The 13773-nt window shown below is 61.8% G+C and carries 12 protein-coding genes and 1 pseudogene; 2 read left to right on the top strand and 11 right to left on the bottom strand.

Going from position 1 to position 13773, the window contains the following annotated elements:
- Positions 1–7: 7 nt before the first annotated feature.
- Complete coding sequence (locus tag AC0L3L_RS29195) at positions 8–565, top strand: sugar O-acetyltransferase (RefSeq protein ID WP_473527256.1); 558 nt, start codon at positions 8–10, stop codon at positions 563–565.
- A 47-nt stretch (positions 566–612) separates the two neighbouring features.
- On the opposite strand, the gene AC0L3L_RS29190 is transcribed toward AC0L3L_RS29195, so the two are convergent.
- The 3 genes from AC0L3L_RS29190 to AC0L3L_RS29180 all read right to left on the bottom strand — a co-directional run bounded on the left by AC0L3L_RS29190 (position 613) and on the right by AC0L3L_RS29180 (position 2678).
- Entirely contained in the window at positions 613–1122 is a 510-nt protein-coding gene (locus AC0L3L_RS29190; protein ID WP_473640484.1) for an RES family NAD+ phosphorylase, read from the bottom strand.
- Entirely contained in the window at positions 1119–1598 is a 480-nt protein-coding gene (parS, locus tag AC0L3L_RS29185) for a type II RES/Xre toxin-antitoxin system antitoxin (RefSeq protein WP_473527275.1), read from the bottom strand. The genes AC0L3L_RS29190 and parS overlap by 4 nt, the downstream gene beginning before the upstream one ends.
- A 90-nt stretch (positions 1599–1688) precedes the next feature.
- Positions 1689–2678: a helix-turn-helix domain-containing protein gene (locus AC0L3L_RS29180; protein WP_473640482.1), complete on the bottom strand. Its 990-nt coding sequence runs from the start codon at positions 2676–2678 to the stop codon at positions 1689–1691.
- Positions 2679–2689: 11 nt separating this feature from the next.
- On the opposite strand from AC0L3L_RS29180, the pseudogene AC0L3L_RS29175 reads away from it, so the two are divergent.
- Positions 2690–3456: pseudogene (locus AC0L3L_RS29175) on the top strand (cysteine hydrolase family protein).
- Positions 3457–3528: 72 nt separating this feature from the next.
- On the opposite strand, the gene AC0L3L_RS29170 reads toward AC0L3L_RS29175, so the two are convergent.
- The 8 genes from AC0L3L_RS29170 to AC0L3L_RS29135 form a co-directional block, all read right to left on the bottom strand.
- Positions 3529–5208 (bottom strand): formate--tetrahydrofolate ligase, encoded by a 1680-nt coding sequence (locus AC0L3L_RS29170; RefSeq protein WP_473640480.1) that lies wholly within the window; start codon positions 5206–5208, stop codon positions 3529–3531.
- A 316-nt stretch (positions 5209–5524) separates the two neighbouring features.
- Positions 5525–5920: an ester cyclase gene (locus AC0L3L_RS29165; RefSeq protein ID WP_473640478.1), complete on the bottom strand. Its 396-nt coding sequence runs from the start codon at positions 5918–5920 to the stop codon at positions 5525–5527.
- A gap of 161 nt (positions 5921–6081) precedes the next feature.
- A complete protein-coding gene (locus tag AC0L3L_RS29160) occupies positions 6082–7224 on the bottom strand; it encodes a DUF2333 family protein (protein ID WP_473640476.1) in 1143 nt (380 codons plus the stop codon).
- A gap of 34 nt (positions 7225–7258) precedes the next feature.
- On the bottom strand, positions 7259–8563 hold the full coding sequence (locus AC0L3L_RS29155; RefSeq protein ID WP_473640474.1) for a DUF6638 family protein: 1305 nt from the start codon (positions 8561–8563) through the stop codon (positions 7259–7261).
- 67 nt (positions 8564–8630) lie between these two features.
- Positions 8631–9041 carry an endonuclease domain-containing protein gene (locus tag AC0L3L_RS29150; RefSeq protein WP_473640472.1) on the bottom strand — a complete coding sequence of 137 codons (411 nt, stop codon included), beginning with the start codon at positions 9039–9041 and terminating at the stop codon, positions 8631–8633.
- Positions 9042–9102: 61 nt separating this feature from the next.
- Positions 9103–11013 carry an AAA family ATPase gene (locus tag AC0L3L_RS29145; RefSeq protein ID WP_473640470.1) on the bottom strand — a complete coding sequence of 637 codons (1911 nt, stop codon included), beginning with the start codon at positions 11011–11013 and terminating at the stop codon, positions 9103–9105.
- A gap of 24 nt (positions 11014–11037) precedes the next feature.
- On the bottom strand, positions 11038–12183 hold the full coding sequence (locus AC0L3L_RS29140) for a hypothetical protein (protein ID WP_473640469.1): 1146 nt from the start codon (positions 12181–12183) through the stop codon (positions 11038–11040).
- A 35-nt stretch (positions 12184–12218) separates the two neighbouring features.
- Positions 12219–13307, bottom strand: coding sequence for a hypothetical protein (locus tag AC0L3L_RS29135; RefSeq protein WP_473486819.1), 1089 nt, complete (start codon positions 13305–13307; stop codon positions 12219–12221).
- Positions 13308–13773: the final 466 nt, after the last annotated feature.

The following is a 13773-nucleotide window of genomic DNA, read 5'->3' as shown; positions in this document are numbered from 1 at the left end:
CATCGCCTTGAACAGAAGCGAGCGCGTAAAAATGGCCGCGGGCGAGTGGTACACTTGCCTCGACGCAGAGCTGGAGGCGCTGCGCATCGTCGCACGCGACGCGGTGTTCGAACACAATTCCTTGCCGCCCCGGCAACGTGGCGACGTCGGACCGGCCCTGAAGCCGCTGCTCGGCGCTGTGGGCGAGGGCGCCCGGATCGAAGCGCCGTTCCACTGCGCCTACGGCTTCAATCTCTTTCTCGGCGACGGCGTCTTTCTCAATGCCGGCTGCACCATCCTCGATACGGCGCCAGTCCGCATCGGCAAGGGAACGCTGCTCGGCCCCAATGTGCAGATCTATTGCGCCGAGCACCACAAGGAGGCGGCGGGTCGACAGGCCGGGCTGGAGATCGCGAAGCCGGTCGAGATCGGTGACAATGCCTGGATCGGCGGCAGTGCCATCATCCTCGGCGGGATCAGCATCGGCGCCGGCGCCATTGTCGGAGCGGGTGCTGTGGTGACGAGCGATGTGCCGGCAAACACCAGGGTTGTCGGCAACCCGGCGCGGCCGGTCAGGCGTGGCTGAGCATCCTTTGTTCCAGCTGGATCAGCGAAGCGGCGAGATTAGCACGGTCACTTAGCAGGAGGTGGATGCAATCGCGTATCGAGCGCAAAGGCCTCCTGTATCTTCATCGCATAGGCGCCCTTCGCGACGCTCGCCTCGAAGATCAGATTCCAGCTATTCTGCGACACCGCGCTCGGAATCACCACGAACCGGTGTCGTTTGAGAAGATTGTCGCCGAATGCCTGTTGCCCAGAGCTCGGGATGCCCGGACGCAGCCAGTTAGGGTTCGGAACGGCGGCAGGGTCGACGATATGCACATCCGTGACATCGCTGATTATTGCCGCAGTCATCACATGCGCGATCGTGTCGAGCGCCCTAAAACCTTTATGGACTGCAACTTCGAGAATTGCAGTCGAAGGATCGATTGAGCAGTAGACCGCGCGCACGCCCCTGCTGTTCCATCGTCCGCCGACCCTGTATGCGCCCTCGCCACTGTCCCATGTAGGCGCAAACGCAGCCTGATCGAGACGCCAGCCAATGACGTCGGAGCCGCCAAGCACCGCCGGCAGCGGCGTCATGCATAAACACCGTATTCAAGCCGCTCGAGATAGTCTTCCACAAGCTCGACACCCGCCGGGGTTGCCAGAAGATCGATGGGACGACGCTGGTCGAGCCCGATCGCCGGGCGCTCCAGCCATTGCTCGGCTTCCGCCTGTGAACCAAACACGTCGGTCGCTTTCGACAGGATCTCCGCAAATTTCCAGGTTCGACCGCTCTGATCCTGGCTGAGAGGCTTGGAAGGGGCATCCTTCCGACGCTGGTAGGTGCGCAAGCTCATGCCGACGGCCTTCTCGAGCGAATCCGTCTTCTGGATGAAGACGAGCTGCCCAATGAGATGGTCCAGCGCCGAACCCGGCAGGCCGTGCACAAGCAGCTCATGGGCGTCCAACGCACTCCGGAGGTGCCGCGATAGAATGCGGGTGCCGCCCAGCAATCTGGCCACCTTCTGCAGTTCATTGTTTTTTGGCTTTGCAGCTGCCTTTTCCAATGCCATCGCCACGAGCCTGCCTCCTAACGTCATCTGTCGCTTTATATATGACAGATGACGCAAGCCCTTTCAAGAAGGGGCAGGATCGATTGACCATCACCTCGGCGCTTGCGCCACGAGCTCCTGCTGAGCGTTCTTCGAGAATTCGCGCCGGTACTGCGCTGGCGTGGTTCTGAGCCGCGCCGCGAAGTGCTGGCGCAGCGACGTGGCACGGCCGAAACCGGCCTCGAAGGCGATCGAATCCATCGATTTTTCCGTCGCTTCCAGCAGCCGCTGCGCCAGCGCAACGCGCTGATCGATCAGCCAGTCGCCGAAGCTGGTTCCGATCGATTTTTGAAAGCGGCGCGTGAACGTCCGGCGGGTGAGGCCGGCGGCATCGGCGACACTGTCCAGGCTGTGCGACTCGCCCAGCGTCTTGCGCACCGCGTCGAGAGCCTGTGTGAAGCGGTCGGCATTGCCGGTTCTGGCGATGGGACGTTCTATGAACTGCGCCTGCCCACCCTGCCGATGAGGAGAAAGCACAATCTGCCGGGCGAGGCGCAGCGCCGCCTCGGCCCCGCAGCGGGCCCGCACGATGTGCAGGCAGCAGTCGAGCCCGGCGGCGACACCGGCCGAAGTCACGACATCACCATTGTCGACGTAGAGCACCTCCGGCTCGACGAGAATGTCGGGATAAAGTGCCTGCAGCTGATCCGTGTAGGCCCAGTGCGTCGCGGCTCGCCGGCCCGAAAGCAGTCCGGTCGCCGCAACAGCGAACGTTCCCAAGCACAGTCCGACAATCAGCGCGCCGCGCTGGTGCGCGCGACGCAGCGCCTCGATCAGTGCCGCTGGCGGTAGGACTTCGAGATTCTTCCAGCTAGGCACGATGACGATGTCGGTGCCATCGAGCGCGGAAAGCCCGTGGGGGACGCTGATGGTCAGCCCCGCATCGGTGCGGATCGGCCCGTTCTCAATCGCGCAGACGCGGAAGTCGAAGCGCGGCAGGCCGAGCGCCGTGCGATCCTCTGCGAATACAAGGCACGGCACGGAAAGGTGGAACGGGCTGATGCCATCGAAGGCGATGGCGGCAACGATCGGATCGGCCATGACGAGCACCAATGAGGGTTGGTGCCTGGATTGTCCCAATTCTTTCGATCAATGTCAATCGGGACACTTTTTGCGTTCCAATGCCGAGCCTATCCTCGACCCATCAATGTCAAACGGGAAAGGAAAACCCCATGTCGGAATCAGCAAAAGGCAAGGCGCCACGCCGTGCCCTCATCGTCGTCGACATCCAGAACGACTATGACGGCGGCAACCTCGCCATCCAGTATCCGCCGTTTCGCGACAGCGTCGTCAACGCAGCACGCGCCATGGACGCGGCCGCCCAAGCAGGCGTCAAGGTCGTGGTTATCAAGCAGCTGGCGCCCGAGACGTCGCCAATCTTTGCTAGGGGTAGCCACGGCGCCGAATTGCATCCCGAGATATCAAGGCGAAGCCGCGATCATTATGTCGAAAAAACCTGCCGAGCGCCTTCACCGGTACCGACCTAGAGGACTGGTTGCGCGCCAACGGCATCGATACGATCACCGTCGTCGGTTACATGACGCATAACTGCGATCTGTCGACAGTCATCCACGCTGTCCATATGGGTTTTGCCGTGGAGTTCCTGTCCGACGCCACCGGCTCTGTGCCCTATGCCAACAGCGCCGGCTACGCTTCGGCCGAGGATATCCATCGCGTGGTGACTGTTGTCTTGCAGTCGCGCTTTGCGGCTGTTCTCAAGACCGCCGAATGGATCGACTGCCTGAAGACCGGCGCGCTGCCAGAACGCGACACGATCCACGCTTCCAACCAGCGCGCGCTGGCGCGGAGCGCCGCTTAAAAAATTGTCGCGGAGAAGCAAAGTGGGCGCCGCAGCGATGCGGCGCCCTCGTCATTCCGGCCTTCAGAATTCTCAGAACAGCCCTTCGATCTGGCCTATCTCGTTCAGGAAGATCTTTTCCGAAGACGGCGCCTTGGGCAGACCAGGCATGGTCATGACCTCGCCGCAGATGACGACGATGAAGCCGGCGCCGGCAGACAGCCTGACCTCGCGCACCGGCACGGTGTGGCCGGTCGGCGCGCCGCGCAGGTTCGGGTCGGTCGAGAAGGAATATTGCGTCTTGGCCATGCAGACCGGCAGGTTGCCGTAGCCGGCGTGCTCCCAGGCGTGGAGCTGGTCGCGAACCGACTTGTCGGCGATCGCTTCGGAACCGCGATAGATGCGCTGGACGATGGTGTTGATCTTCTCGAACAGCGGCATGGCGTCGGGATAGAGCGGCGCAAACTGCGACACGCCGGATTCGGCAAGCGCCACCACCCTGCTGGCGAGCTCCTCGATGCCGGCCGACCCCTTGGCCCAGTGCTTGCACAGGACTGCCTCTTCGCCCATCGAGGCGACATAGTCCTTCATCGCCTGGATCTCGGCGTCGGTGTCGGAATAGAAATGGTTGATGGCGACCACCGCCGGCACACCGAACTGCCTGATATTCTCGACGTGACGGCCGAGGTTGGCGCAGCCCTTCTTGACCGCCTCGACATTCTCCTTGCCGAGGTCTTCCTTCTTGACGCCGCCATTCATCTTCATCGCGCGCACGGTGGCGACGATGACCGCTGCCGCCGGCTTCAGGCCGGCCTTGCGGCACTTGATGTCGAAGAATTTTTCGGCACCGAGATCGGCGCCAAAACCGGCTTCGGTGACGACATAGTCGGCAAGCTTCAGCGCCGTCGTGGTGGCGACGACCGAGTTGCAGCCATGCGCGATGTTGGCGAAGGGGCCGCCATGGACGAAGGCCGGGTTGTTCTCCAGCGTCTGCACCAGGTTGGGCTGCATGGCGTCCTTCAGCAGCACGGCCATGGCGCCGTCTGCCTTGAGGTCGCGGGCGTAGACGGCCGACTTGTCGCGGCGGTAGGCGACGATGATGTCGCCGAGGCGCTTTTCCAGGTCCTTCAGGTCGGTGGCGAGGCAGAGGATCGCCATGACTTCCGAGGCGACGGTGATGTCGAAGCCCCCCTCGCGCGGAAAGCCGTTGGCGACGCCGCCGAGCGAGCAGATGATCTCGCGCAGCGCCCGGTCGTTCATGTCCATGACGCGGCGCCAGACGACGCGGCGGATGTCGATGCCGAGGTCGTTGCCCCAGTAGATGTGGTTGTCGATCAGCGCCGAAAGCAGATTATGCGCCGTGGTGATGGCATGGAAATCGCCGGTGAAGTGGAGGTTCATGTCCTCCATCGGCACGACCTGCGCATAGCCGCCGCCGGCAGCACCGCCCTTGACGCCGAAATTCGGCCCGAGCGAGGCCTCACGGATGCAGACGATGGCCTTCTTGCCAATGCGATTGAGACCGTCGCCGAGGCCCACCGTCGTCGTCGTCTTGCCTTCGCCGGCCGGCGTCGGGTTGATGGCGGTGACGAGGATCAGCTTGCCGTCCTTGTTTGCCTTCACCGACTTGATGAACTCGGCCGAGATCTTCGCCTTGTCGTGGCCGTAAGGCAAAAGATGCTCGCTCGGAATGCCGATCTTCTGGCCGATCTCCTGGATCTGCTTCTTGTCGGCGGCGCGCGCGATCTCGATGTCGGACTTCACTTCGGCCATGGCGGCTTTCCTCTGGATTGGACGGTGGAGGGGACGGGTTTGATCAGTGTGGTCGCAAGCCTGTTCGAAACAGCCCGGCACTGCAGGCGAGGGCACGTTCTAACCCTGTCGCTGCTGTGGCGTCAACCTGCATGCAACTATGTTTCCTATGAAGAAAGGTTGTGGTGTTTCCCGGTCGACCTGTCCCGGGTCTTCGCGCCCGGTTGTCGCGCCGTATAGAAGCCAGAGCACGCGTCGTTCTGCCGTCTCAAAACAGCCGCGGAATGCACGGAATGCGACAGGGTTCGCGCGCCGGTCGGCGCTTCGAGCGGTCGCGCTAGAATGCGCCGATCTGGTGCATCAGCCCCAAGCCGTCAAGCTGGCCGAAATGTTCGACCACGATGCCGTTCTCGACGCGATCAATGTTAATTACACCAACCGAGACGCAATTTCCGCTCGGTTCGACGCCATGGAAGATGCCGGTGTGCGTGCCCTGAAAGCGGCCGCGCGTGACCACCTTGTCGGCATCGCTGACATAGTCGTCGATGACGTGATGTCCGTCCGGGAATCCGACAAAGAACTCGGTCAGCGATTTGCGCCAGTCGTCGAAGCCGATCGGGTTGGCGCTGGCGAGATGAACGGCGAGATCCGGAGAGACCAGACTGGCCAGTTTATCCCAGTCTTGCGCATCGATCGTGGCATAGAAATTTCGAGCAATTTCGCGGATATCCATCGCGTGTCCTCGCTGGCTGCCGCCCACGATTGAACGACGACGAGACGATCAGGTTCCGCTCCCCGCAATGCGCAACCGAACCACTGCGACAGAAGGTTGCTGGATCCCGACCAGTACCGGCAGTGATTTCAAGCCAGGGCGTCTTCCACCAGTCGCTTGCTTCACCGATCCAGAACGGACCTGATCTCGACGAGGTTCGATCGCACCCTAAGCACATAGAATCCCATCGTGGTGAGGTGGGTGGGCATGATCCAGCCGTCCTCGCGGCCGTTGGAGATTATGAAAGGCCGGATGGCGAGCGCTGCCTTGAGCTGGCCTTCTACGCTGTTCCACAGTGGCGTGAGGCCGCGATTGTCGAGGATCTGCTGGAAGTCGTGATGCGCCGCCGTCAGGATGCCGTAATAGCCGTAGAGCTGGCCGTAGGCGAACCAGAAGCGGTCGTCAGCGCGCGTGTCGAACCAGCCGCTGTTGAAGTTCTGCGAACGGTCGCGGATCATGTCCGACGTCGAGCCTATGTCACTCGCGATCCGGTCGACGAACTGCAACAGATTGTCGGCGCGCGCGTTGAAGACAACCTCGCATTTCATCAGCCGGTCGTTGAAGGCGCGAAGGCTGCTCGCCGCCGTGCGATAGAAACTCGGCGTCGGGGTTTTCGGACCAAAGGGCCTGAGGCCGAAATACCAGGTTTCCTCATCGAAGGTGATCGCGCCGCGCGCATCCTGCAGGTTCTGGTCGATCTGGCTGGTGCCGCGTACGCGGCCCAGCGTGTCGACAAGCTCGACAGCGGTGCGCCGGATGGCCTGATTGACCCCGCGCTGGAAGGAGGCCTTGTTGTCGAGAAACGGCGTGCGGTCCCAGTCCATACCGAAGAACCCGAGCTTGTAGAGTATCATCGACGAGATCCAGGCGTTCTCGTTGACGTTGAAATCGATGAGATCGGCCGCGACCTGGACAATGGCCGAGTTGGTGCAGGTCTTGACTTCTCCCTCGACGCCAGCGGTTTCCCCGGTGGCAGAAGGAGCGGGCTGCGGCGGGGCGGTTCCGGCTGGCTGCGTGAAATTATATGCCTGCGCATAGGCGGGATTGAAATTGCTCCAGACCTGCGTGTTCCAGATGAAGTAGCCGTAGAGGCCGACCAGCATGAGCAGAGCGAGGCCGAGCACCGCCTTCAGGATCCAGCCGCGCTGCGTGTACCAGCGCCCAGCCCACATGAACGGCCACAGGATCACGCCGATGGCGAAGCCGATACCGCGGCCGATCCACTGGAAAATCCGTGTGAAGAAATTCACGATCGGATCAAGCATGGCGATGTCACCCCCTCGTCAGTCAGCCGGTCATTCAATCGGTAAGGCCGTAGAGGCGTGTGCGAAACGCCACCTTGTCTTTCAGATATGTGGTTTTCAGAACGTCCACAACATGCGATCGCCAGGCGTCGCTGAAGCCGTCATAGTCCCTGTAGAAGCCCGGTTTGTTGAACACGTAGCGCGAGACGAAGTCCTGCGGCACGAAATCCGAGATCAGCTGGTTGGTCAGCCAGGCGTCGGGATGGCCGGGCTTGGCCCGGATCGCCAGGAAACGCTGCTGCGGGAACACGTCCTCGATCTTGAGATAGCCGAGGTGAGCGATCTCGCGCTTGGCGGCGTTGAGAAAGGGAAAATTACCGTCCCTGGTGATCAGGTCGGCATGGCCGTGGATCCAGGTCTGCAGCCAGACTTTGTCGACGTCGGTCAGGTTGCGGTCGGGCTCGGCGTCGCGGATCAGCGCGCGCACCACAATCTCAGCGCGATGTTCGAGATAGCCTGATGTTTCGATCCATGAGGCACGCGGCAGTTCGATGCGGCCGGTCGCGGCGAGGAACTTGAACACCCTGTCGGCATCATTGATCGAGAGGTAGCTTACCTGCCACGGCCGCGAGCGGCGGAAGCCGGGTGCTGCCGGGTCGCTGATCACCGTCGTCATATCAGGGTCGATGAACACATAGAGCCCGCCGAAATGGCTGGTCCAATAGGCGCTGTGGCGAAAGATCACCTGATCCGGCACCAGCGCGTTCTCGCGGATGTCGCCGCAGACCTTGGCAAGCTCCACCATGCGGGTGAGCATGGCGTTGTCGCGCCAGGCGTCCGGCTCCTGCTTCAGCTGGTCGACGAGCTTGCCGAGTTCGGCGGCCTTGCCGAGCACGTCCTCCGCCGACAGCACCTTGAACTCGACCTGGTTGATCGACAGCAGATCCTCGATGTCGTCGACCTTGGGGACCGAATCCTCGATCTCGCCGTAGATGACATCCTTGATGGTCAGCGCGTCGATGGCGCGCTGGTTCGTCGACATGAACTCGAACATCAGTTGCGAGGTGTTGGAAAAGGCGGTGTGGACCACCGGCAGTTCGATCTGCGACGGGGTCAGGATGATGAAACGGCGGTTGATCTCGTTGGGATCGAGGTAGTTATAGTCGCCGCATTCCTCGGCCACCTGCGGCGAGAAGCCGGTGCGGTCGATCTCGAAGCTTTTCAGCTTCGTCGGCTTCAGGCCGAAGGCGACCAAAGCCTTGTTGTAGCGCTGGATGAGATGCGGCTCGTCGATGGTCAGCAGCCGGCCATAGATCAGCTCGTTCTCGCGCAGCAGATCGGGTTTCCGGGCGGGGCTCATTCTTCCTTCTCCCCGTTCACGGGGAGAAGGTGCCCGAAGGGCGGATGAGGGGCGGCGCAGACGCTCATCATCTTTCCTCTGAAGTTGCTGACGGCAGAAATTTCGCGTCGACAGCGATCATTTTTTTATCCAGTCGACCGTCCAGGACCGCTACGATCGTATCCAACACGCTTTTGCGACTCGCTAGGACATCAGCGTGCCACACCCGCAGCACCGACCAGCCGTTCCGGTTCATCGTTTCGTCCCTGTACCGATCCTGAGATCGATTTGCGTGCTGGCTTCCATCAACTTCCACAACCAGATTGGCTTCACGGTAGGCAAAGTCTGCAAAATATGGACCGATTGGCAGTTGACGAACAAATTTATGGCCATTCAATCTCCGTCCACGCAGTTCGCTCCAGAGTTTTTCCTCGGCGTCGTTTTCAACTTTCCGAAGTTGCCGGGCCTTTGATACTTTCGGTTCGTTTCCACCACGCATTCGCTGCCCCTCATCCGCCCTTCGGGCACCTTCTCCCCGCGAACGGGGAGAAGGAAGAACCTCACGCATTCCACAGGCCCTTCTTCTTCAACTCCTCGATCTCGCGGACCGCGCGGTCGCGCAGGCGGGTGTCGCGGATCATCTTGGTTACCGCCGCGTCGTCGGACTTGTCGGAATAGCGGAACTCCGAGTCGGCGTAGCGGTTGACCTCCTGCATGACCATCTCCATCGAGAACGGGCCGCGCAGTTCCTCGATCATCGCCTTCTTGTCGTCGTAGCCCTTGTGCATGAAGACTTCCGGCTTCTCGAACCACTCGTCCGGCAGCTCGAAGTCCATGGCGCGCATCTTGATCGCATCGGTTACGTTCTTGATGGCGCGCCCGGTGAAGCGCGGCTCGGCCTCCTTGATCATGTGCAGATAGGTGCCGATATCGGCCATCGACTTCGGTGCGCCGTTCTCCTTCATGTAGCGCTCATAGACCTTCATCAGCCCGTCCTCCCTGGGCTTCTCATGCTCTTCATAGGCTTCCATCACCGCGCGCTGGATTTCCTGGGCGGCGTAGAGCTTGTGGTCGCCGAGCGGGATCTTGTGGTTCTTGCCGGCGAGCAGCACGAAGATGTCGATGTAATCGTCGCGGCTCTGCGGCCCATCGACCAGCCAGCGGGCGCCGGCGCGCTGGCGCAGCGCGTCGTCGACGTTCTCGGGATAGTTGGAGAACATGCCGAAGGAGCAGTTGCCGCGCACCACCGTGCCGGCGCCCCCGAACGCGTCCATCAGGACCCCGGTGATTTCCTGCTGGCCGGCCGAGGCGCGATCGTCGGAGCGGCGGGCAGCCACCTGATCGATATCGTCGATGGTGCCGAAGCCGATGAGGCGCGGGTTCAGCACATTGTTGATGAACTGGCGGCAGTTCTGGCCCGACTTGCCCTGATAGGAGGAGATCTGGTCAACGCCGAAATTCTCGTAGCCGAAGGGATAGCCGGCGACCTGGCAGTAACCGTTGACGAGACCGGCGATCATCTGGATCAGCGTCGTCTTGCCGGTACCGGGCGCGCCGTCGCCGATGAAGGTGAACAGGAAGCCGCCGAGTTCGACGAACGGGTTCAGCTCGCGCTCGAAATCGTAAGCCATCAGCATCTTGGCAAGCTTCACCGACTGGTACTTGGCAATGTGGTTGCCGACGACCTCCTCCGGCTTTTTGAAGGTCATCACCAGCGGCTTCGACCGCTTGCCCGGTGCGACGTCGAAGCCGTCAAGAGTGAAGTCGTCGACGTCGATGCGGATATGCGCGTTCTCGAACGGACCGATGCCGTCGAAGCGGCCTTTTCGCGCCAAAAGCCCGTCGATGGCGACGCGGGCGAAGGCACGCGCGCGGGTCATCAGGTCGGCGTCGTCCTTCGCCCCTGATATCGCCCTGTCGAGGCCGGCAACAATTGACTTCACCGCATCCTGCGGCGTGTCGAACAGGAAGTCCGGCTCGGGCGTGTCGTTCGGTGCCTCGCCGTCGCTGTCGATCAGCTGGAACAGATAGGAGGCGAGGCTGAAGGCCGAAACATAGGCCGAGGCCGACAGCAGCTTCTTGAAGGTGGCGGCCTCGTCGCCTTCGAGCGGGGCGCGGGCGTTTTTCGCCTTCAAGCTCTCGAGATCTGAGCCTTCGGCGAAGACATCAGCGATGGCCAGCGCGATTGCCAGCCCGCGCCGGGTGCGAAACAGCAGCATGTGCTGTGCAATGCTCAGCAACTGGTCGTCGGGATGGACGGCGGCGACGGTCTTGGAAAGCTCGACCTCGCGTGTGCGGCGCGCCGAGCCGACCGAGACGGTCGAGACGAAGCGGCGGTTGGTGCCGGCAAGTGCCGTTCCGGATTCCCGCGACGGATCCTCCAGCACGACGATGCGGGTGATGAAGCTCTGCGCCGTGGCGCGGTGCTTTTCGATTGCCGCTTCCGAAATCGTGGTCAGGCCGGTGTCCATGAAGGATGCTCCGCGGTTTGACGGTCAGACGTCACTGATGACCTGTCCCTTCGACAGGATGTGGACCTTGTAGCCGGAAAAGATCTTCTGCGCCTCGCCGGCGGCGTAGAGCGCCTGATAGGCCTCATGCGGGATCAGCGCGTGCTTCTCGTAACTCGATACGCCTTGGCGCGCGGCCTCCAGATCGTCGGTGTCGATGAAGAATTCCTGCGTCGCCTTCTCGCTTGAGAAAAGTCCTTTGCGACCTGGCTTCTCGGCCTTGGAATAGACCTCCTGGATGGTCCAGGTCAGCAGCCAGGCGTTTTCCGGCTTGCGCACCTTGGCCAGCACTTCGCTCACCGTCGAATTGTTCTCGGTGATGCCTGCCGAATAGAACGGACCGAGCACGACGCGGCGCAGCTGCTTGGGATGGAGCGGCTCGAAATCCTTGTCGAGGTTGACCGCGATCGTCGCCGGCGACAGGCTGTAGGCGGAATTCTTCTCGGTGAAGTCGTCGAAACGGTGGGCGAGCTCAGGATTGAGCAGCCCGTCAACCGGAAGCGGAATGTCGACCTTGTCGTTGAGCTTGCCGTTGCGGTCGACAAGCTGCCCGATCATCTCTTCGGAGGAATCCTCGACCGTCACCATGTAGACCAGCGGCAGGTTGGCGCTGCCGTCGAAGGCGGCCCAATGGACGAGATAGTAGGGTCGCCCGGTCTTCGGATTGACCGAGACTTTTGCCGTCTGCGCCAAGGTGAACGGCCCGAAGGTCGTCTCGCTCCTGACGCCCTCCAGATAGAGCCGCTCGGCCATCGACTTCTGCAGCGCCTCGGGGAAATCCTTGTGGCGCAGGATGAAGTCGGCCATTTCCTCGCGCAACTCGTCGGCCAGGGGTATGTTGGCGAGACGCGTATCGGCCTGGCGGCGATCGTTTTCCAGTTCGAGCACGTTCTGGAAGACCGGAAAGCCGCTTTCGGCGCGCGAAATACGGAACGTCTCCACGAAGCCCAGCCGGTTGCGCCAGCAGGAAAACGAGTTGTCGAGCCGCGCGATGTATTCGGCGACGATCTTGGCGACGATGCCGTGCCGGTAGAGCGGCGAGCGATCGTCGCGCATGAATACTTCGAGGCCGCTGAGCGCCGCGGTGATCGCCGAGAAATACCGCGCTGCCGCTTCATTTTCGGGGGTCATGCAGCCAGCCCTTCGGAGCGATGCGGGTGCAGCAATTACGACTGCACGTAGTTTGCCGCATTGTGCTTCTTCAGCACGTCGTCGAAGCGGCGGGCAAAGGCATCGTCGGCCAACTTCTTGCGGCGCTGGATGTCGGCGGTCGCCACCATGTTCTTCTCGTGCATTTCGAGGAGATCGCCGATGTGCTTCTGCGAGGCCGCGCCGATGCCGGCCATGGTCTCCTCGGCGGTGTTGTCGACCTGGCTGCCCAGCGTGTTGATCTTGTGGGCGACGTCCTGCTGGGCGGCGGTCTTCAGCGAGTCTTCCAGCGCCTTGTAAAGGACGATGCGCTGCTCGGTATCGATGGTCAGCTTGTTGATCAGCGTCGACTGCGCCGCGATCTGGTTGTTGAGCGAATCGACGAAGGTCTGGAACATCGAGGTGTAGCGCTCCAGCGTCTGGCTTTCGGCCAGCAGCTCCTGCTCCTTGGCCTGCTTCTCGTTGTACTCCGTGGCCAGTTTCGAACGGTCGCCTTCGAGCTCGGTGCGCTCCTTCTGGCTGATCGAGGCGGCGATCTTGTTCTCGATGTCGAGCAGCATCGGATTGAGCTCCTCGATACGCTTCTGCACGGTCTCCAGATTGGACATGGTCGCCTTGCGGCGCTCGATCACCTGCGACAGGCTGGCCTCGGAGGTCTTGTAACGCTGGTCGAGGATCTGCTTCTGCGCCTTGAGGATGCCGACGATGGTGTCGGATTTCGCCAGAAGCTCCTGCAGATTGCCGGCCAGCGACATGTTGCGGACGCGGTCGGTGCGCATGCGTTGCTTGCTCTGGTCGGAAAATATGCCGACGAGGCTTTCCCAGCCGGTGTAGTTCTTCATGCTCTCGAATTCGGCGCCGAAGACGTTGGTGGCGTCCTCCAGCCCGATGATCAGGTCGGCGATGTTGCCTTCCATCACCTTCTGCTGCTTCAGCACATCCTCGATGCGGGCGTTCTCGAGGTCGAAATTGGCGTCGCCGATCTTCTTGTCGGTCTTGGCGAGCGTGTCGAGCACCGTGCCGGACTGCTCGATTTTCGTGCGCATGTCCTGCACGACCTGCTTGGTCTTGGCAATTTCGGCATCGAAATTCTGCAATGTCGCCATAGGGGCCTCCCGCTTCGGCATCTGTTTCGTGTCGCGAACCGCCGCGAATATATGTGTGGCATGGGGGGAAGGGAAGGCGGAAGATTAGGAGTTTGCGAAGGATAGCGCCGAAACCCGACACAAAAAACCCGCCTCGGCGGCGGGTCGTCGGCGCAATCAGCACCATGGCCAAACTACTAGCATAACTGCCGTCACAAAGCAACGAATAGCTCCCCGATCGCGGTTCTTCTTGCCGGTTCTTTCCCCTCCTCCTCGCACCGTTCGATGCGCACGCAACGCGGAATAGCGCTGGTCAGGCTTGATGCATGTCGCCCAAAAGTGCGCAGCGGTTTTGGGACAACGACACGCATAACAACGAGAACTGAAGCGGGGGGGGGGGGGGGGGCGGCCCGCGGGGGGGGGGGGGGGGGAAAGAAAGAGGGGGGGGGGGGGCGCGGGAGATGAAGAAGCGCAAGGGGGGGCGCGG

The organism is Mesorhizobium sp. WSM4849 (assembly GCF_055811385.1).
The sequence above is the reverse complement of the archived record's forward strand: the minus strand, read 5'-3'. Positions and strand labels throughout refer to the sequence as shown.

Excerpts from the sequence above, each read along its gene's own strand:
- AC0L3L_RS29140 (WP_473640469.1), bottom strand. The coding sequence starts at position 12,183 with ATGACCCCCGAAAATGAAGCGGCAGCGCGGTATTTCTCGGCGATCACC.
- AC0L3L_RS29150 (WP_473640472.1), bottom strand. The coding sequence starts at position 9,041 with ATGCGTGGTGGAAACGAACCGAAAGTATCAAAGGCCCGGCAACTTCGG.
- parS (WP_473527275.1), bottom strand. The coding sequence starts at position 1,598 with ATGGCATTGGAAAAGGCAGCTGCAAAGCCAAAAAACAATGAACTGCAG.
- AC0L3L_RS29180 (WP_473640482.1), bottom strand. The coding sequence starts at position 2,678 with ATGGCCGATCCGATCGTTGCCGCCATCGCCTTCGATGGCATCAGCCCG.
- AC0L3L_RS29135 (WP_473486819.1), bottom strand. The coding sequence starts at position 13,307 with ATGGCGACATTGCAGAATTTCGATGCCGAAATTGCCAAGACCAAGCAG.
- AC0L3L_RS29170 (WP_473640480.1), bottom strand. The coding sequence starts at position 5,208 with ATGGCCGAAGTGAAGTCCGACATCGAGATCGCGCGCGCCGCCGACAAG.
- AC0L3L_RS29190 (WP_473640484.1), bottom strand. The coding sequence starts at position 1,122 with ATGACGCCGCTGCCGGCGGTGCTTGGCGGCTCCGACGTCATTGGCTGG.
- AC0L3L_RS29165 (WP_473640478.1), bottom strand. The coding sequence starts at position 5,920 with ATGGATATCCGCGAAATTGCTCGAAATTTCTATGCCACGATCGATGCG.
- AC0L3L_RS29155 (WP_473640474.1), bottom strand. The coding sequence starts at position 8,563 with ATGAGCCCCGCCCGGAAACCCGATCTGCTGCGCGAGAACGAGCTGATC.
- AC0L3L_RS29145 (WP_473640470.1), bottom strand. The coding sequence starts at position 11,013 with ATGGACACCGGCCTGACCACGATTTCGGAAGCGGCAATCGAAAAGCAC.
- AC0L3L_RS29160 (WP_473640476.1), bottom strand. The coding sequence starts at position 7,224 with ATGCTTGATCCGATCGTGAATTTCTTCACACGGATTTTCCAGTGGATC.